This window comes from uncultured Gimesia sp. (genome assembly GCF_937910335.1).
Taxonomy (GTDB): Bacteria; Planctomycetota; Planctomycetia; order Planctomycetales; family Planctomycetaceae; genus Gimesia.
The window spans coordinates 1-20730 of sequence record NZ_CALEMX010000245.1; the positions used below are offsets into that span (position 1 = coordinate 1).

A 20730-nucleotide genomic window follows, 5' to 3' on the forward strand; every position below is an offset into this window, starting at 1 on the left:
TATGGCGCAAATTACGTGCCAAAGCGAGGGAAGTCATCTGGGAAATGCGGGAGTAGATGATCAATCATCGTTTGATACCAATGGGGGTCTTTACTACTATGCCACCGGTTCCATTCCTCAATCGCGGGGGGGATTCCTGTCAGATCGAGATACGCCCGGCGAATCAGTGTGTTGCGATCCGAGATCGGCGACAAATCCAATCCCTGTTCCTGGAGTTTTTTGCGGACCAGGTGATCGATGGATGTCACTCCCGGCGGGGCATGCGGAGGCTGAAATGCCCAATGCCGTCGATCTTCCTCTGTCACAAGCGGATCAGGTTTCGTGCGGGCGGCATCAGAGCCGTGATCAACCACGGGGGCTTTTGCCGCGATCCATTCCCGCAGAGTATTCACTTCAGAACGCGGGGGGCGTTTCACAAAAAACTTCAGAAGTAGTTCACGTGGGGGGCAGGCATTGCTTTCGATCCGTTGAATCATGAGGCTGCCACTCGGGTTGCCCGAAATCAATGCGGGTCCATGGTCCCCCCCTTTTCGCATGCTCTCAGGTGTCCGGAGATCAAGCCCGCCTTTCTTGAGTCGCGCGCCATGGCAGGTAGTGCATCGCAATAACATGATTGGCAATACATCGTGTTGCGTGATGGTTTTTATTTTCGGTTGATGTGGTTTCTTGGACCTTGCTCCCGTAATAATCCATTGTTGAATGAGATCACGTTCTGCCTTCGTCAGTTGCGGCTGTCCTTCAGGTGGCATGTCACCATCGGCGATCATTGTCCATAGCAGGCTTTCATCAAGAGTTTCCGCAATCGCGGATTCTTCCGACTCTCCGCCACGGTGTAATCCATCGATTGACGAAAGATTAAGTCCCCCTTTTCGGACCTCGTCCCTGTGACATTTCCCACATTTGGCAGCCAGGACGGGGCGGATGTCCGATTCAAAGACGGGAATCTTATCCTCGGCAAAATTCGTTTGAAGTGAGAACGAACTGAAAATGAACAGTAGCAAGGTAAATTGCTTGAGGATCATAAAGACAGGCTGGCTGGTAGTGTTTCAGAATAGCGGAGATATACGAATTAATCGTAAGCGATTGTCTAAGGGGATACAAGGTAAATCTATGATTAACGGTGCCCCGGCAATGATCTTCCGTGGTGAAAACCCGTTAAGAAATGTGATGAAAGAAGATTTGATTTAGGCCTTGTCAGACACGATGCCGTTAAAGATCAGTTGTTTACTCGTAATCGACTACTCGTTCAAGATCCTCAAGGAGTTGACGCGCATTTACAAGGATATATCCGTAGAAATTACCTACGTACATTTGGATTTCACCGCATCGCCAACCAGTTCCAGAATATAAACGTAATTTCCAGCCGCTGCGGCCCACTTGCGACCGGAGGAGTGGGTGGTAATGGTTCTATACAAAAAGGGAACGGGGAACCAGGCAATCGGCTCGCCGGAGGTTGCAGGTTCGACAACGCTTTCCAGATCACGCCTGATTAACCGCCGGGGATAAGATTCCGGTTCGGCGGCTATTGTTGTGATGTCACTACTCCCCTCGATTACTTGCAAACATTCTCCGCTGTCAGCGTCCCAGACGCGGACGGTGTTGTCGTAAGATCCCGAGAGGATCCGTCTACCATCGGGGCTGAACGCCACGCTGAGGAGCCCATTTGTATGTCCGTGGAGGCATGCGGTTACTTCTCCGCTGTCAGCGTCCCAGACGCGGACGATCTTGTCGCCCGATCCCGAGAGGATACGTCTGCCATCGGGGCTGAACGCCACGCTCTCGACCCCACTTGTGTGTCCTTGGAGGCATGCAGTCTCTTCTCCGCTGTCAGCGTCCCAGACGCGGACGGTGTTGTCGAAAGATCCCGAGAGGATCCGTCTACCATCGGGGCTGAACGCCACGCTGGTGACCCGATTTGTGTGTCCTTCGAGTCGTGCGGTTTCTTCTCCGCTGTCAGCGTCCCAGACGCGGACGGTCTTGTCGTCAGATCCAGAGACGATCCGTCTGCCATCGGGGCTGAACGCTACGCTCTCGACCCCACTTGTGTGTCCTTGGAGTCGTGCGGTTTCTTCTCCGCTGTCAGCGTCCCAGACGCGGACGGTGTTGTCGAAAGATCCCGAGAGGATGCGTCTGCCATCGGGGCTGAACGCCACGCTGACGACCAAACTTGTGTGCCCTTGGAAGCATGCGGTTTCTTCTCCGCTGTCAGCGTCCCAGACGCGGACGGTGTTGTCGTAAGATCCCGAGAGGATGCGTCTGCCATCGGGGCTGAACGCCACGCTGGTGACCCAATTTGTGTGTCCTTCGAGTCGTGCAGTTTCTTCTCCGCTGTCAGCGTCCCAGACGCGGACGGTCTTGTCCGAAGAGCCCGAGAGGATACGTCTGCCATCGGGGCTGAACGCCACGCTAAAGACCCGATTTGTGTGTCCTTCGAGTCGTGCGGTTTCTTCTCCGCTGTCAGCGTCCCAGACGCGGACGGTCTTGTCCGAAGAGCCCGAGAGGATCCGTCTGCCATCGGGGCTGAACGCCACGCTGTTGACCCAATTTGTGTGTCCTTGGAGGCATGCTGTTTCTTCTCCGCTGTCGGCGTCCCAGACGCGGACGGTGTTGTCCCAAGATCCCGAGAGGATGCGTCTGCCATCGGGGCTGAACGCCACGCTGACGACCGATCCTGTGTGTCCCTGAAGTACCGCACGTTGTGCGGAGCCGAGCGGGAGGGGGCGTGACGCGCGCAGCCATTGGCTTGATTGTTGATCTTCAGCCTGCCATGTCTCAAGCAGTTCAGATAACTTTGGTCCGTGGCGTTCCCAGGGTGGACCTGCATTTGACCAGCCTCCCTCCGGCGGCTGGTAACACTTCGCAGCTGCAGGGGTGTCGTACCACCAGCAGTTGTTCCACAAACATTGAAACAACGCCTGTGGGTAATCTTCGGCATGTCGAGCAATAAAGTGCAAATCACGCCGCAGGGCTTCTTCCAGCAGTCGCATGATGCGATGTTGCGGACGGTCGGCAGGCAATGCAGCAACAGCCGCAGTAAAGTCGCCTGCCAGATCGAACGTCAGCCCCGCCTTCACTTTTGCTTCCAGAAATTGAATTGATGTGAGTGTTGTCTCTAACTCATCCCAGTATTTACCTTCTGTCTGATGATAGGGGAGTTCAGAGATTGCCCGTAAGCTTTCACCACTCCATGCAGGTGCATCAACCGGGTTCAACTGACGAAAGAAATATGTGGCTAACTGTTGGTGGGCTGTGGTTTGTTGCTCATCGCTCTTCAAGTACGTTTGCTGCACCGCTTTATAAAAGCCTCGATGGAAGAAGTCGATCAAGTTACCACGAGGTTGTAAGTAGGGACGTGTTTGCCGGAGGACTCCGAATAGATTTTCATTCTCCACATCATTACTGAGCAGCCCTTGCAATTCAACTTCAGAGAGACCACTTCGGGCATTGGCGAGTAACGAAAATAAACGTCGAACCAGTTCAATGCCAAATTCCATTTCCAATCGATCAAGCACCTGTGCAAAGATTGCCTCTTCTGTATCTTCAACAGTCTCAACCTGACCGAATGCCTTTTCAATTCGCTTCAACCGTTCCAGTCGAGCCTGCCGTTTCTTCTCGTCTTCAATTTCTTTAGCTAGAGATTTTGATTTGGCAAGTCGTCGCTTCCAGACCGGTTCTCCCTCTTCGTGAGGGTGAGGAAGTGTGGTAATACGGATATCAAGTTCATGAAACGAGCCAAAACCACGCAGTTCCTCTAATGCCACCAACAAGAACAGTGGGTTTGAAGTTGCCGGGTTGGCCAACAACAAACCAACTTGTAACGGATCAAGAGTTTTGGCAGAGAGTGAGGGAACCTGCTTGACAATTTCAAAACGTTCCTTATTTGTCAGAGGTTCGATCTTGAGATGTCCTCGCTGGTGATGCTGAAATGCCTGCAAAACTGCTTCATCTCGATCAGGATCATCAATACAACTGACAATAATTTTCACATGGGCAGGAAATTCCCACGGCAGCCAGGTGAGGGCATGCGCGTTATCAGTTTCATCCAACTGGTTGAGTGCATCCAAAGCAAACAGCACCCGTCGATCGTTCGGAACTTGTTCAATATATTGTCGAAACAAACTGCTGAGAGAATTTATATCAAGCGGAATGTCATCAGTGAAATTAAACTTTTGTTTCAGTACCGAACAAAATCGGTGCAACATTTGTCGCAGTCCAGTAGATGTGGGGCTGGCACCAACAAAGTGTGGAATTACCAGCACATCCTGATGAGAAGATTTGAATTCTGTCACGAACTTTGACATCGCCGCCGACTTACCCGATCCTGATGGACCTGTCACCAGACAGGGGACTGTGTGGTCACTCTCAGCAAACTTGAACAGTTTCCGCTGGACATTTTTACGACCAACATAAACACGCAACCGTGATTCCATAAAGCGTTGATGGTAATCAGCCTCTTCCGCCAGCGGATCAATCTCCGCCAATGTTTCGGTCGGTGGCTTGTCGGGCAAATCATGTTGAGCTTTAATTGCCCCCCAAAGCTGGTCGTAAACCGACTCACCAAAACTTTTCAATCCTTCAAGATAAACGACACTTTCTTTCTCCACGAACTGTTGAAGCTCATTATTCAGGTTGGAATATTCCTGAGGATCAACAATGCCATCACTCGCAATTTCATGTAGCGTCTGCTGGTTAGATTTATTGAGCTTTTGCTGTGCAATTCGCCAGTTGATTTTTAACCCATTATATTCGCAGGCGTAGTCTTCATAGACGGGAACATCAGCATCACGAATTCTCTGCTTGAGATTTATCAGTTTCTCGGCTGAGGTTTCTTCATCGCCTGAATCTTCTGTCGGTTTTTCACTGAGCATTTCATCCTGTTTGTTCTCCGGGACATTTTTGAGAAATGACTTGTCCCGAAAATAGAAGAACGAACGTGCCTGCATTTCATGGTCGTTCAATACGCCGTGGATGATCTCCAGTTCTGTGATCGATTTGCCAGTCATTCCCTGTACCCAGCCAAGTGATGGGTTGGAGAGGCTGGGAATTTCTTTCGGCACATAGCCGTACCGTTCACCTAAAATGCCAATGAACAACGGGCGGCACTCATCAATTTGTTGCAAACATAAATCAAGTGCACGATCATCGTCCACTTGTTCTTCGGTCACTCCCCAGCGAAGATCAATATCGATTAAGTAAATACGATACTTCTCCAGCCTTTCGCGCAATTGTGGAAAGACCCGTTTCACCAGCCAGTCCCGTTCTGCGTGCATATCACTAAACGTCGAGGAGATAAAGACCCGTACCGTTTTCCAACCAGTAGACATGTGATTTCTCCCGAACTCAAAGATGAGATAATGATTTCATTCTCACCTGAGCAGAATCGATATTCAAGTCCACAGAAAGAATGCGGTTTCTTAGTCCCGGTTGACTGGTTCCGTTTTAGATGACCTCACGGCCAGACGCAGTTACACGATGACCGAGTTTCGGAATCCTGATTGTCGAAACTGACTTTGTGGTCTTGAGACATGGGGAAATGTTTTTAACTGACTGCTACAGAATCATCATCTTAATTAAGAGATTGCTGCGCGAGGTGCTCAAGGCTCGCCAGGGCGGAACCCGTTACGTGCCAATCTGGTTGATTCTGTCATATTCAGACTGGGAAGAATCAGACTGGGAAGATTATCGGGGAAATCGTTGGGGAACTTCGAACTTGAAAGAATTGACAGCATGAAACGAGTAGTACGTCAATTTTGAATAATACAGGGGAAAGCGAATTATTGAAGTTGTGTTGTAACGAAACAGAAACTATAAACGGATATCTATATGCATATATCTTTAATGTGTGCGTGTGACTGATTAGTGTTCAAATTAACCCTGCTGTGAGACTGGAAATGACAGAGGCTGAAAAGAGGGAGGTTCCACCTGGTACAGGCCAGGATCGGCGATCATTTATCACTCGATTGTCTTGTTGGTGGATGGGCTTAGGGCTAGTGGCCGGATACGGATATTTTGCATCGATGATTGTTCAATTTGTATTCCCGGCCCGTCAATCTTCCATTAAGAGTTGGCAATTTGTTGCAGTCGCAAACTCACTCAAACAGGGGGATTCATTGACGTTTGTTTCACCCGCGGGTGAAAAGGCTGTCATCTCTTGCGTGGGAACCAAGGGGGCCAAAGAAGATTTCATTGCGTTGTCGAGTGTCTGTCCCCATCTAGGGTGTCAGGTCCATTGGGAAGCAAATCACAATCGTTATGTCTGCCCTTGTCATCATGGGGCCTTTGATCAACAGGGGATTGGGACCGAAGGGCCTCCTAAAGCAGCAAGCCAATCGTTGCCTCAATTCTCACTAAAAATTGAGGGCGGCTTATTATACATCAAAGCCGGGACACAATCGCTTGTCTAAAGCACTACAAAAAAAGTTTGCGGTTTCGATAGGAGCATGTCCAGTCGAGGCACACTCAGATGATCCACTTGATAACAGAAGCACGACGAGGACGGGACAATCATGGGAGTTGTAGGCAACTGGTTCAAAGAACGGTTACCTGTTTCAGGTGTTGAGCTTGCAGAGCTAACCAACGAGCCTGTTCCCAATCACATGCGCCGCTGGTGGTGGTGCCTTGGTGGAACGCCCGCGTATCTGTTTGTGGTTCAGATTGTTACCGGAATTCTGCTGGCGTTGTACTATCAGCCCTCACCCGAAACTGCGTTCGAATCCGTGAGACGCATTTCCGAGGAAGTCAATTTCGGATGGTTCATTCGCAGTGTGCATAAATGGGCAGCGACATTGATGATCGCTGCAGTCATTCTTCATCAAATGCGGATCTACTTTACTGCCGCTTACCGAAAACCTCGGGAAATCAACTGGATGATCGGGGTCAGTCTGTTATTGTGCACGTTACTTTTGGGCTTTACCGGATACAGTCTTGTCTTTGAACAACTCAGTTACTGGGGAGTCACTGTTGCCTCTAACATCTGCGATACGGTTCCAGTTGTTGGAAGCACAATCAAACAACTGTTGCTTGGTGGAGATACCTATAATCGCAACACGGTCCCCCGTTTTTTCATTCTGCATGCAGCGGTGCTGCCTACGTTGATGGTGGTCTTGATCGCTCTGCATATTGCTATCTTGCGGTTGCAGGGGATCACGGAATTACAATTTGAAGACGAACCAGAAGAAGGTTCGAAACACTTCGATTTCTTTCCCGACCACTTTTATACGGAACTGATCGTGGGCCTTGTGCTGATGATTCTGCTTTGTGTTCTTGCCACGCTCTTTCCTGCCGGAATGGGTACTCATGCAGACCCGTTGACAACGCCAGAACATATCAAACCAGAGTGGTTTTTCTATCCGTCGTTTCTGTGGCTCAAGTGGTTCCCGGGGACCATTGCAGTTTTAACATCAGGTTTTATTGTATTTATCATGTTTGTGTGGCCTTTTATCGATGCCATGATCTGCAAGATTACGAAACGAGACGATCTTTACTTTTGGATTGGCATCGCGGGTGTATTCATGCTCGTGGGGATGACGATCTGGGAGGTCCTGCATTAACACTTCCTAAGTTAGACAGGCACAGGCACAGGCACAGGCACAGAGTAACTCTTCAATTTTCAATTAAGTCACAGTTAAGTAGAGCAAGTCATGAAACTTCAAACCAAGCGAACTGTTATAGGCGTTTTAGGAATCATTTTTCTTTTGTCGCTGGTGTTTGTGCAAGCGATGGAAGTTGTTCGAAAGAAAGAAGAAGCCGGACTTGCGACGGCGCATATTACGGTTCCCGTTACCTCAAAAGGGTGCGTTGAATGTCATGGACAGGAGAAAATGACTCCTGGTATTGTCGATCACTGGGAAGGAAGTACCCACGCCAAAAAAGGTGTCGGCTGTGTCGAATGCCATAAAGCAGAAACGCAGGATGCAGATGCCTTCAAACATTACGGCGCACTGATCGCAACAATTGTCACTCCCAAAGACTGTAGTCGCTGCCATAAAAAAGAATCAGAAGAATTCCAGCATTCACATCATGCTAAGGCAGGGAATATTCTAGCTTCGCTCGATAATTTTTTGGCTGAAAAAGTGGAAGGTTTTCGTGATGATGAGGGGGGCCGCAATTTCTTCAATCCGCATTCTCCGACACCAGGTCGCCCGGAAATCATTGAAGTCAACGGTTCTGCCAGTGCATTTGTCGGCTGTCGTCAATGCCACGGCAGTAAAGTCGGCTTGTTGGGCAAAGACGGAAGCAAAATTACTTTTGAAGATCTCAAACCCGACAAAAACGGGCATCCTACAGTAAAACAGGTGGTAGCCAATATCTCGAAATCTGATGACGGCAGACCTAAGCTTCATCCAGAAACCTGGCCCAACACGGGGATCGGGCGTTTAAACCTGGATGGTTCAAGAGGATCCTGCTCGGCTTGTCATAGTCGGCACGATTTCTCTCCTCGACGGGCACGTCAGCCGGAAAACTGTGGCAAGTGTCACATGGGACCCGACCATCCTCAGAAAGAAATCTTTGAGGAATCCAAACACGGCGTTGCTTTCCGCGATTTAAAAGAACACATGAATCTGGACAGCGAAACCTGGATTTTGGGTAAAGATTATACTCAGGCACCAACCTGTGCGACGTGTCATATGTCAGGTAATAGCCGAAACGGCGGAGTAATCACACACGATCCATCGAGCCGACTTTCCTGGACGAACCGTCCTCCGGTCAGTCTGGTAATGGATACAGACAAAGATGGTAAAGTCATTAAAACGACAGATCCTGCAGAGCGGGAGAAATTACTTCACTCTTCTGCAATGGAAAAAAGAGATAACATGAAAAATGTCTGCCTGCATTGTCACACGCCTGATTATGTGAATGGATTCTACAGTCAATACGATGATTTTGTGGTTCTGTTCAATGAGAAATTTGCCAAGCCGGGTAAAGCCATCATGGCGGAACTTGGCAAGCAGGAATTGTTGACGAAAATTCAATTTGATGAAGAAATCGAATGGACCTGGTTCTACCTCTGGCACCATGAAGGACGTCGGGCAAGGCATGGGGCATCGATGATGGCTCCCGATTACGCTCACTGGCACGGGATGTACGAAGTCTCAGAACGATTCTACATGGAACTGATTCCGCAAGCCCGCGAACTGGTTGAACACGCACGAGAAGACGGCAATACGAAACAAGCCGACGCCGTTGAAAAAGTGATTAACGAGATCCTATCTCGCAAGGAACACAAATGGAGCCCGAAATTCTTAGAAAAGGGAAAGCATTCGAAACACGGCTTAAAACCAGAGGCTGAACGGACCATTCTCAAACCAGTCGGAGAATCTGCGAAAACAACCAAACCGGAAAAGCCTAAGATTCCTGCGAAGAAGGATGCCCCAAAATAATTCCGAAATCAGGTTCTTAATGAAAGACCTGCTAAGAGATGGATTCTTCTCAATGATGATTTGCGTCGACGACTTGCCGTCAAAGGTAAGGTTTCAGGTCGAATGCGACTCTTAGATGTTGGTACTATGTTTACACCTGATACCATATCTCCTTTGGCAAAAGAGTTGCTAGCCATGAAATGGGATTATTCTTATCTGACGTGCCCCCACGTATGACATCAGCCACTCGATATTGTATCCTATTGGATCAATGAGTTTTCAAAAGCCTTTGCGCGTTGGACTTCCTGACGCATTCAAGGAAAATTTTGAAAAGCTGACGCCGTAAACCAGGGGATCCCAAATGAACTGGTACTTTGAATCAGGTTTGAGTTGTGTTTTAACGATCATATTGTCTTGCCATGTTCAGGCAGAAAGTGACAAGATTGATCGGCCGAATATCGTGTTGATCATGGCGGATGATCTGGGGTATTCAGATGTTGGTTGTTACGGCGGTGAGATTGATACCCCGAATATCGATCAGCTCGCCGAGAATGGTGTGAAATTCACACAGTTCTACAACTGCGCTGTCTGTCGGACTACACGAGTCTCTCTGCTTACCGGACTGCATCCTCGGCGAGTTAAAGGGAGGATGCTACACGACAATATGACAACCCTTGCAGAGGTTGCGAGAGCGAGTGGCTATCGCAGCGGCCTGATCGGGAAATGGCATTTTCCAGTTTTGAAACCCAAAGATCGAAAGCGGCTCCCAACGCGGCGAGGTTTTGAAACATTTTATGGTATTGCCGCGGGATGCTGTAATTATTTCAACCCCGCAAAACCGTTCCCTGAATTCTATAGAGGGCAGGGGCCCGAACCGTTTCTTGATCAAGAAACAGAGATCACAGAATTTGCTGAGGACTACTACACGACCGATGCCTTCACGGCTCGGGCCGTCAAGCAAATTAAACAGTTCGCAGGAGCAAAGGAAAAGGCACCATTCTTTCTACACCTTTGCTATACCGCGCCACATTATCCGCTACATGCAAAATCAAAAGATATTGCCAAATACAAGGGGCGTTTCGATAACGGTTATTTCGCAATGAGGGAAAGCCGTATCAAACGACTCAAAAGTTTGGGACTCATCAACCCGGAGTGGCAACTGTCAAAACCAGATCCGCAGACGAGCAAGCTTGCTTATGACTATGCCATCATACCCTGGGAAAAAGTTGACAATTTACCTCGTGAAAAGCGACGAATGGAAGTCTACGCTGCGATGGTCGATTGCATGGATCAGGGGATCGGTCGTGTAATGGATGCGCTCAAACAGAACGGTATCTCTGAAAATACATGTGTCATTTTCCTCTCGGACAATGGAGGCTGCGCTTCGCACTCGGGTTATCACCATGAAAAGATCAGGCAAGCACACGCAGCCTATAACAAAGAGCTTCCCGGCAGTGTCGCTACTTATGATTATGTAGCACAGGGATGGGGCTGGGCACAGAACGCACCCTTTCGTCGCTACAAAGTATGGACTCACGAAGGGGGGATTTCCACACCGATGATTATTCATTGGCCGAAGGTGATACAGGCCGGCAGCCTGACGCATCAAGTCGCGCATGTCGTTGACATCATGCCAACTCTGCTTGAGATGAGTGGTGCATCTTATCCTGAAAAGCGGAAAAATGTGGCCGTTTTACCCACCGATGGAATCAGTCTTATGCCGATTTTGAAAGGCGAAAAACGTATCGGTCACAAGTCTCTTTCCTGGTATCTCTATGGTAATCGTGCGGTGCGTCAGGGAAAATGGAAACTGGTCTGGGGAAGTAATGTCAAAAAATGGGAATTATTTGACATGGAGCGAGATCGGACTGAAACGAACGACCTCGCCTCAAAATATCCACAACGCGTGAAGCAGATGGAAGCTGCCTGGTTACAATGGGCAAAACGTACCGGAGCGCCACTAAAAGGAACGGCACTATGAAGAAGACACTCTTAGCGAATAATAGACTCTGGGTCATAACGATTTTCATTGTAAACGCATTCTGCTTCAGCACGATCGCCTGGTCATCTACCAATACCAAAGAGAAAAAAACGATCATTGTAGTCGGTGACTCTGCAACTGCTTCCATTCTGAGCGATCCTCAGTCTAAGGCAACGCTAGTCCGTTTTGAGGATTATGTGTCTAACCCACCACCAAAGAAATTAACGCCGGTGCAAGGTTGGGTCGGAAAGTTTCCTGTCCCGTTTACAGGATTGGTGAAACCTCTCAAAAGCAATACTAGCGTCTCGCCTCTGCCGGAACCGATCGGGGTGTTAATCGAAAGTTCCGCCGACACATTGGGATTCTATGATCCAAGTTCACGCGTTGATTGTGCTGACGCCCGCGCTGATAAACTCATTTTTCGTTTTGTTGATCCAAATGACAATCGGAAGGCTGCTACAGTCTCACGGATTGCATTTCGGGTTACCGGCACATCAGTAAAGAATGGAAAAGTCAGATATCGTCTGTACGACATTGCCGGAAAAATGTTGGGCTCTGGTTTTGCCAAATCTAATCCAGCCACGAAGCAAGTCATGTCAGAAATCGATTGCGAGGCAATCCGCGATGGAAAAACGATTTCAGCAATTCATAAAGTCATCGTCGAGCATTCGGGATCGGGCTATTTTGTCGTTGGTAATGTGTTACATCCTCAGCAGGCAGACCTTGGTTTTGTTGGGTTCAGTATCAGCAATAAACCTGTAACCCGCCCCGCTGACGAACTCTTCCCGACCGCTCATACTGATCAATGGCAACAATCCCAAAAAGCAGATCGCATTACTGATATGACTCGTTGCACACCCTCTGACGCTTTATCGAAACGACGTAAACATGCGAAATGGAAAGTGTTTGAATACGAGACCGCCGAATATTCTGGTAAGTGCCTTTCCGTTGGTCGCGAGTCATCCGCGCCCGATTTAACTTTGAAGCTCGACAAACAAGGCTGGCATGCGGTGTATATTGGATTGAGCACCATTACCGATCTGGTGCGTCCGGACAAAAACAACGTCGAAGTCAAGTTCACCGGCGACCCTGCCTACACCCGACTCTCTAACCGTCTCGATCTCGCCTCTCCGCGGCGTGATGTCTTGGAAGAAGTGTTTCTGGGGGTCGCCGATCTTAGCAATAACGATTTGCAGTTTTCCACGGTCTATCAGATGCCATCGCGCATCCATTATGTGAAAACGATCCCTCTGACCGCTGCAGAAGTTCGAACTGTGCTGGCAGACCGTAAACAGACAAAGACAAAAACTTTGGTAGCAACTTTCGATGGGTACACCTGGATTCACCCCTTTCGACCACAAAACCGTGCGGATCTGGCAGCGACATTCTCAGCCTATCGTGATAGCGATTTCAAGACGTGGTGGTTTCAGGTCGGCGGTGCAGATTTGGTGCATCATCCGAGTAAGGTAGGAAATTTGATGGGCGCTCACCTCGATACATTCGCCAGGTCAGTCGATCGCGAATTCGTCGAGTCTGTACGCCACTTGCACAAAAAAGGGATCGATCCTTTGAAGGTAGCCGTTGAAGAAGCACATGCCCAGAACGCGGAAATTATTATATGTCTGCGTGCCGCAGGTTGGAAAGGGGCCCCCCCGTGGGAGGAATTCTTCATGAGCAATTTCTACGAAGCACACCCCGAGTGGCGCTGTATCGACCATGATGGGACGCCGACGATGCATCTGAGTTATGCGGTCGAAGAAGTACAGGATCATCTGCTCAAAGTCTATCGCGAGGCTCTGGAGCGAGGTGCCGACGGTGCTGGGTTTCTGTTTCACCGTGGTATGCCAATGATGCTTTGGGAAGAAGCATTCTGCCAGCGATTCATCAAAAAGTATGGTGAAGATCCACGAAAGCTGGCGGAAGACGATCCACGTGTTTATCAATTGCGGGCTGAGATCGTTACCGGGTTCATCCGTAAGATTCGAAGGGTACTAGATGAGATTGCAAAGGATCGCGGCACACCTGATCAACGATTGAAACTGGCAGTTTCAACGTTTGCAACACTTGCGGACAACAAAAAATTCGGCCTTGATGTTGAGCGTTGGATTGATGAAAAACTGATCGATCAAATCGGTATTGCCTGGTTTGCATACTACACCAGTGGTCTGAAAACCAAGTCAGGTGATACTACCTACTACGCACGTATCACCAAAGGTTCGGGCGTAAAGGTTTTCCCATTCTACGTCGGTTGGAAAATGAAAAGTGCAAACGACATCCTGAGCCGGGTTGTTCGCGACTACGAACAGGGGGCCGATGGAATTGCAGTCTGGGATCCGAATCAGTTCGCGGGATGGCAAACTGGAAATAATCCCTACTGGCCACTGGTCTCCCGACTGGGACATCGTGAGCAACTCAAAGACCGCTCATTCCTTTACAAGCCGGTTGCTACACCATTGACGCGTCTTGGTGAGAATCACTACAGCCGTTGGTATCCCAACACGGGATTCTGACGATGCCACATCTTTGCCTCAGATAAAATTGATGAGATGGGTTTTTGCAGTACGATTGGGACGGATGGTTTGAAGTGAAGACCGCAAAACCTGTCTGTGATGTTTGAGTCAGTGAGTTTGAAATCCACTGATGAGAACTGATCGTGTGGCGGAATATTTCACCATACGGGAATACAGGACACTTTTGTAAATGAAATTAAAATCGCGAGCTGTAGACGATTCTATTTGTTCTCAGGATTGACAGAGAGCGATATCGGCGTGGAAGCGTAGTTAGTGCTGATATTATAGCTGACATAAACACGAGCCATGATGGCAATCGGAAGGTTTTTGATTGGCTTTGCTGTTTTTGCCGCTTCAAGAATAATTTTTGCTTCGGTCTCGTTCCCTTTCAATTGTGTGCGGCTTTGACTGGAAAGCGTGACACCGGGGGGAAGTTGATTACCGGAACTGTTGCTGTAATACTTGTGGCTCATCGCTAGAGTGACTGGATCTGAGTTGCCCTTTTGACGCGTAATTTTCACAGTGATTTCCGTTTTCTCTCCCGGTTTCAGATTAATTAGACTCGGACTTGCCTCCACAGTAACTAGATCAAGAGGCTTGGTGACGCCGACGATCTGAGTTTTACAGGGCCAGCGAATTTGAGCACTACCCCCACCTTGTTGCAATTCACAGGTCACCATTCCATAACGTACCAGTTCGTGTGGTGGTGAATCTCCGGGACGGGTCACACTAGCTTTACCTACAACACGCACAAGTCCTGCATCTATCTGAGCACTCTTGTCGGCACTTAAAATTAATGCACAGTGGTTCATTCCGGCAGGAATGGTCGCGGGGGTGAGTGTCACGCCTTTGGGCAGTCCTTCAACGTCAAGTTTTACCGGACCAGTAAAACCATTTAAACGCCGGATATGAGCAAACCATAACATACGGGTTCCGGGTGCAAGCATGGCGTAATAATATTCCCCAAACAGATCAAAGTCGGGACCATCAAATTCGGCTTTGAGGTAATAAACGAAGTGATCTCCCCCTCGTCCATTCATGTCCCGTACGGAAATATAATAACGTCCATCGGCTGGAGCCCGAAATCGTAACTGGCTGTCTTTGGCTGTCCAGGCGTAGGCATGCGGGTTCGTTGGTGTGTCATCTGCTTCGGCCAGTTTACTTCCCATTTCGTTATAGATTTCGATCAGACTGTCGAGCGGCAGGCCATGGCGATGCGCTTCGATTTCGAACTGATAGTACTGTCCTTTTTTGGCTTCAAACGAATAGAACTGGGCACCCTCTGGTTTTGTGATACAGCCGCTGATGCCGCAGGGAAGATTGATTTTTGTTGCGGTTGCCTGTGTTTCATTTCCCGTTTTGACAGCATATTGGGGCAGGGGACTGGTTAAAATTGAAACTTCATTGGTCAGGCTATCCTTAGTCTGATAACGCAGCGGATTCCAGTTGCCGACTTCTTCTGAAGCAGTCAGTACAACAGGATTTGCCGTTTCAAATCCATACCCCACGGGAGAGCACTGGGCCTGCTTACCTTGTTGAATTGCCAGCGGAAACATTGCCTTGAGGAATGGTCGATCTGAAAGTTCAATACAGTAAGAGAACTTTTTATTCCCGGCGAAGCGGACATCACGAATTTTGACAATGTATTCACCATCTTCTGGAAGCTCACAATTGAAGAAAGAATCACCGCCATAGAAGTTATCATTCTCAGCGACGATTTGCCCACTCGGTCCCACTAATGTCAAAATTGGATTCATATGATAGACCGGATGCTTTACGACCATAATGTGAATACATTCGGTTACTCGCTGGGCATATGCCTGAGCGGTAATCTGCTGACCACGTACCCCCTTGAATCGGAAGCAGTCAATATCTTCTGCCTTTTCACAGACACCACAAATAGCAGCCGGCAAAGATACTGCTTGCGCTGTTTCAAGTGTGTTATTTTTGTCACCGGATTCTTCTATCACCGGATAATCAGTGACAAGCAGATGGGAAATACTGGAGACAGCCTGATCAGTGGCTACTCGAACTTCGTAAACGCCAGTTGGCTGATCGCTGGGAACCGACACGTCAAAACGAAATGGTGTTCCAATCGCCGAGCGGTTTGTACGAGGGGCTTTGATGGGTTTCGTTTCAGCAAATTTCATCACAATACCGGGACGGTCGAAGAATGTGGCATAGGTATTGTCGAGTGTGAAGTTACTACGCAAACGCACCTGACGATTCGTTCCTCGCTGAACCGCAACCGGATGAATTGAAGTCAGTTGCCTGAAACCAATTTTCGCGTCGACACTCTGTGGCACTAAAAATTCTATGGCGAGCAGACTGACCAGTGTTATCAGAGTGTATAAGCGATTTGATTGAAGTTGCATGGATTATCCCATCAGTTCAGGAATCGGGTGACCATCGCAGAGCCGGATCGGGCGTCCATCGGGGGCGGTGTGGAACGTATCCAGTGAAATACCAAGTTTGGAGTAGATCGTGGCAGCAACATCATGTGCATAGTATTCATTGCCGACGACTCGTTCTGCTTTGGCATCGGTTTGGCCAATCACGGTCCCTCCAGGAGTACCAATACCTGACATACAGATATAACTGGCTGTCGAAGAGTGATCGCGGCCTGCATTTGCGTTGATGACAGAAGTGCGTCCAAAATCGGTCATCCAGACGACCAGAGTGTTCTCCAGTAATCCACGATCTTTCAAGTCTTCAATCAGTGCGGTCATTCCCTGATCGACGGGAGGGAGTTTCGTTTTTAGTGTTTTGAAGTTACTGCCATGTGTATCCCAGCCGCCATCGCTGACGGTGACAAACCGGGCCCCCGATTCCACCAGTCGTCTCGCGAGCAAGCAGCTTTGTCCAAATTTATGGCGACCATAGGCGTCGCGCAGCTCGGATTTTTCCTGAGAAAGATCAAATGCCTTTTTGGTTTGCGGTGAAGAAATCACTTCAAATGCGTTGCGATAAAATTGATCCGTTGCCTCAAGGGCTCCTGCATTTTTCTTATCTTTTCGCGGTAAGGTGTCAAGCAGATTGAGCGCTTGTCGTCTTTTATCAAAGCGGGAGAGTGGTAGTCCACCCGGTGGTGTGACATCGCGCACTTTAAAGTTTTTACTGCTGGGATCGCCGGGTACTTCGAACGGGTTATATTCAATTCCGAGGTAACCTCCCAGGCCAGCGCGCTTGAGCCGATCGACTTCAGATCCGAGTTGAATAAACGGGGGCAGCGAATTGCGTTTTCCTTTTTCTTTTGAAACAGCCGATCCAAAACAGGGATAAGTAATCGTCTGGTTAAAGGGTTTTCCCGACATCATGATCGCATCGGCGGTGCTATGACTGCCATTACGTGGATTGAGGTTTCGCAATACGGAAAACGATCCTAATTTTTTCGCAAATTGCGGCATGTATTCCGTGAACTGAATTCCGGGAACCGCGGTTGAGATGGTTTTAAATTCACCACGAACATCCGCAATTGCTTCGGGCTTAGGATCGATCGAATCGATGTGGCTGGTTCCACCTCGCGTCCAGATCAGAATGCAGTTCAAATCGTTTTTTTTGGCAGCAGCTGCCTCGGCCTGCAGGGCCATGTCAAGCGAAATACCAAGTCCGGCGAGAGAGCCGACCTGCATCAGAAATTTTCGCCTCGAACCACCCTGGCAATTCCAGTCGTGTTGTTTGAATAGATTTAACATCTATCAGGCCCTTAATTGAAAAACGATTGAGGAGGGTTGGGTAGGGGTGAGAACGATCAAAGTGGTTTCGTCTTCATGAGTATTCCAAGTGGAACACTCGAATTTCCATTTTAAAGACTCTGATTGCCTATGACAACACATTATCAACAAATTGGGTGTAGAATGGTGTAAGCTTGATCTTTCATGTTGAAACCATATCTTTCCGCTAGTAGAATCATTAACCACGATTCGTCTATCTTACCACAGTGTGTGTGGAATCCCTCCTTTATCTCACCTGCCTTCAACCTCGCTGTTGAATGAGAATATTTATGAATGCATGTTCAACCCGTTTTGTGTTCCTCAGTTTGTTGATGTTCTTTGGTATCAGCAACATCGTTCATAGTGCAGAGCGGCAGACGACACTGCGCGTCGAGCCAGCCGCACTCCGTCTGGCAGGTGAATTGGATCGAGTCCAACTTGTTGTTACCTCTCACATCACAAAGCATTACTCGCTCGATGTGACTCACCAGGTAAAATATCGTAGTCAGACACCTCAGGTTGTTTCCGTCTCTCGCAGTGGTCGAGTGACTCCGTTGGCAAACGGGAAAGCAATCATTGTCGTTCATTCGGGTCAACAATCCGTCAATGTGCCTGTTGTTGTGACCGATGTGAGCGTCAGTCGTGCAGTCAGTTTCACAGAAGATGTTATACCGGCGTTAACAAAGGCAGGTTGTAATCAAGGGGCCTGTCATGGTGGGCAGTTTGGTCAGGGGAACTTCAAGCTCTCGTTATTAGGTTATGCACCAGAACAAGATTTCCACTCGATCGTGCGTGAATCTATGGAGCGGCGTGTCTCTCTTCTTGCGCCAATGGAAAGTCTGCTTTTAAAGAAAGCAAGCAATGCGGTTCCCCATGGTGGCGGCAAAAGGATGGATGTTGAATCGCCTGAGTTCCAAACTCTCCAAGCATGGATCGCAGGAGGTGCGGTAACACCAACCGAGAAGGAAGCCAGGCTTGTTGATATTCAAATCAGTCCGCACGAGCATCAGTATCACGCTGATAATACAAAACAATTACGGGTGATTGCCCACTATAATGATGGTAGTCAGCGCGATGTGACACACCGTTCCCGCTTTGATAGTTTGAAATCTGGGATTGCTGAGGTTACAGAGGAAGGGCTAGTGACCATCAAGAGCCAGGGACAGACGGCGATCATGGTCCGTTACCGGGGTCTGGCCAATATTTCGATTGTCGTGCAATCGTTCGCCGACAATGTTGATCTCCGCGAATTCGTGCCAGCGAATTTTGTTGACCAACATGTGAAATCACGTTGGAAAAAAATCGGGTTGAAACCATCACCCGTTTGTAGTGATGAACAATTCATTCGTCGTGCGTACCTCGCATCGATTGGAACGTTGCCTGCTTCTGAACGTGTGGAATCATTTATCGCCTCGAATGACAAAGATAAACGGAATGCATTGATAGATGAGTTATTAGGATTAACGGGTGATCCCAAACGCGATATTTATATTGAAGAATGGAGCGCCTACTGGTCTCAGAAATGGGGCGATCTACTCCGGAACAATCGCGATCAAGTAGGCGAGATCGGCATGTGGGCCTTCGCATACTGGATTCGTGCCTCGCTCAGAGAAAATAAACCCATCGATCAGTTTGTCAGGGAGATTCTTCTCGCGCAAGGATCCATCTACCAGAACGGACAGGCCAATTTTTATAAGGTTTCGAATAATCCGACAGATTTGGCAGAGACCACGGCGGAGGTCTTTCTGGGAGTGAAGCTGCAATGTGCCAAGTGCCATCAGCATCCGTTTGAATCGTACAGCCAGACGGATTATTACGGTATGGCTGCCTTTTTTACGCGCGTGACCACCAAGAGAAGTAGTGACTTCGGTGGATTTGGAAATGATACGGTCGTCCGACTCAAAAGTTCTGGGTACATCAAACATCCCAGGACGGGCAAAATTATTCCGCCGACACCTTTGGGACAACAGCCTCTCGATTCGGTGCAGTCCAGAGATCTGCGGCGACCTCTGGCGGAATGGCTGACCTCTCCCAAGAATACGCTCTTCGCAAAAAATATTGTCAACCGGACCTGGGGATATTTGATGGGAGTGGCCCTTGTGCAGCCGATGGATGATATGCGGGCCACCAACCCTGCTTCCAATCCGGAATTACTTGATGCCCTCGCTGCGGACTTTGTTAAAAATGGATACGACTTACGCAAACTAATGCGATCTATTATGCGGTCGAAAACGTTTCAACTCAGTTCTATATCGACGAAAGAGAATGCCGGCGACTCGCAGTTCTTCTCACACTACCCAACGAAACGACTTCCTGCTGAAGTCCTGCTTGATGCCATTGATGTCGCTTGCGGCACTCAAGAACGTTTCAGTGGTGTTCCTCTTGGTACTCGTGCGATTGAACTTCCCGATCCCAAGTTCAGTTCGTACTTTCTCGATACATTAGGCCGCCCACAGCGAATTGTCTCTTGCGAATGTGAGCGAACTGCAGAACCAAACCTGGCACAAGTCCTGCAAATGGCCAATGGAGAATTGGTACAACGCAAGTTGTCCGATAAAAAAGGGCGGATTGCAAAATTGGTAGAGAAAAAAGTAAACGATGAGACGGCATTCAAAGAACTCTATTTAACCACCTTGAATCGTTACCCCACCAAAATGGACTTAAAAAACTGCAGCACAATTCTTGCTTCCGCCACCGATCGGCGTACTGGACTGGAAGATATCCTCTGGGCGTTGATCAACGGCCGCGAGTTCTTATTCAACCATTAACTGATGTTTTAATTTTAACATTATTTTTCATACCTGTTATGAATGGAAACTTGTTTAAGCAGACCGGCATAGCCGGGTAACCGGCCTGTTCTGGTCGCCATTTGAGAGTACCCTATGGTGAATTGATTCTGTTGAAAGATTCGTAGAGTGATCAAAGTCTGTTATCACACATCCGTACTCTAGAATATCAGCCGATTTATTAATCCGCGGACAAATTGAACTGCCATTGATACAGTCGAAGACTAAGTCGTGTGACTGATGTCATAATTGAGGGCATGTCATTTTAGAGAAGCCCATGCCACAAAACGTCACAAAGTTCTACAAATGGGAAATGTTGGAGCGGACCAGATAAAGCAAATGCCGTTGAGTTATAGGCTTACAACTCAACGGCAAACAAAG

The 20730-nt window shown here is 48.5% G+C and carries 10 protein-coding genes; 6 read left to right on the forward strand and 4 right to left on the reverse strand.

The genetic code is table 11. The features are described from left to right. Positions 1 to 11 precede the first annotated feature (11 nt). Together Q0668_RS09890 and Q0668_RS09895 are read right to left on the reverse strand one after the other, a co-directional pair. Positions 12 to 1001, reverse strand: coding sequence for a c-type cytochrome domain-containing protein (locus Q0668_RS09890; protein ID WP_298863622.1), 990 nt, complete (start codon positions 999 to 1001; stop codon positions 12 to 14). Between the two features lie 300 nt (positions 1002 to 1301). After that, the gene (locus tag Q0668_RS09895) at positions 1302 to 5324 is read right to left on the reverse strand and encodes a DUF4062 domain-containing protein (protein WP_298863625.1); all 4023 of its coding nucleotides are present in this window, start codon (positions 5322 to 5324) and stop codon (positions 1302 to 1304) included. Between the two features lie 567 nt (positions 5325 to 5891). Here Q0668_RS09895 and Q0668_RS09900 point away from each other — a divergent pair. From Q0668_RS09900 to Q0668_RS09920, 5 genes are all read left to right on the forward strand, one after another. Next, complete coding sequence (locus tag Q0668_RS09900; protein ID WP_298863628.1) at positions 5892 to 6404, forward strand: Rieske 2Fe-2S domain-containing protein; 513 nt, start codon at positions 5892 to 5894, stop codon at positions 6402 to 6404. A 102-nt stretch (positions 6405 to 6506) separates the two neighbouring features. After that, positions 6507 to 7550 carry a cytochrome bc complex cytochrome b subunit gene (locus tag Q0668_RS09905; RefSeq protein WP_298863632.1) on the forward strand — a complete coding sequence of 348 codons (1044 nt, stop codon included), beginning with the start codon at positions 6507 to 6509 and terminating at the stop codon, positions 7548 to 7550. Between the two features lie 90 nt (positions 7551 to 7640). Then, complete coding sequence (locus tag Q0668_RS09910) at positions 7641 to 9380, forward strand: multiheme c-type cytochrome (RefSeq protein WP_298863635.1); 1740 nt, start codon at positions 7641 to 7643, stop codon at positions 9378 to 9380. A gap of 340 nt (positions 9381 to 9720) precedes the next feature. Continuing rightward, a complete protein-coding gene (locus tag Q0668_RS09915) occupies positions 9721 to 11340 on the forward strand; it encodes an arylsulfatase (protein WP_298863639.1) in 1620 nt (539 codons plus the stop codon). Continuing rightward, a complete protein-coding gene (locus Q0668_RS09920) occupies positions 11337 to 13850 on the forward strand; it encodes a hypothetical protein (RefSeq protein ID WP_298863643.1) in 2514 nt (837 codons plus the stop codon). The genes Q0668_RS09915 and Q0668_RS09920 overlap by 4 nt, the downstream gene beginning before the upstream one ends. 221 nt (positions 13851 to 14071) lie before the next feature. Here Q0668_RS09920 and Q0668_RS09925 read toward each other — a convergent pair whose 3' ends face one another. Together Q0668_RS09925 and Q0668_RS09930 are read right to left on the reverse strand one after the other, a co-directional pair. Further along, positions 14072 to 16225: a PPC domain-containing protein gene (locus Q0668_RS09925; RefSeq protein WP_298863646.1), complete on the reverse strand. Its 2154-nt coding sequence runs from the start codon at positions 16223 to 16225 to the stop codon at positions 14072 to 14074. Between the two features lie 3 nt (positions 16226 to 16228). Continuing rightward, a complete protein-coding gene (locus Q0668_RS09930; protein WP_298863649.1) occupies positions 16229 to 17545 on the reverse strand; it encodes a DUF1501 domain-containing protein in 1317 nt (438 codons plus the stop codon). Between the two features lie 308 nt (positions 17546 to 17853). Here Q0668_RS09930 and Q0668_RS09935 point away from each other — a divergent pair, with 308 nt between their 5' ends. Beyond that, the gene (locus tag Q0668_RS09935) at positions 17854 to 20331 is read left to right on the forward strand and encodes a DUF1549 and DUF1553 domain-containing protein (RefSeq protein ID WP_298863652.1); all 2478 of its coding nucleotides are present in this window, start codon (positions 17854 to 17856) and stop codon (positions 20329 to 20331) included. Positions 20332 to 20730 lie beyond the last annotated feature (399 nt).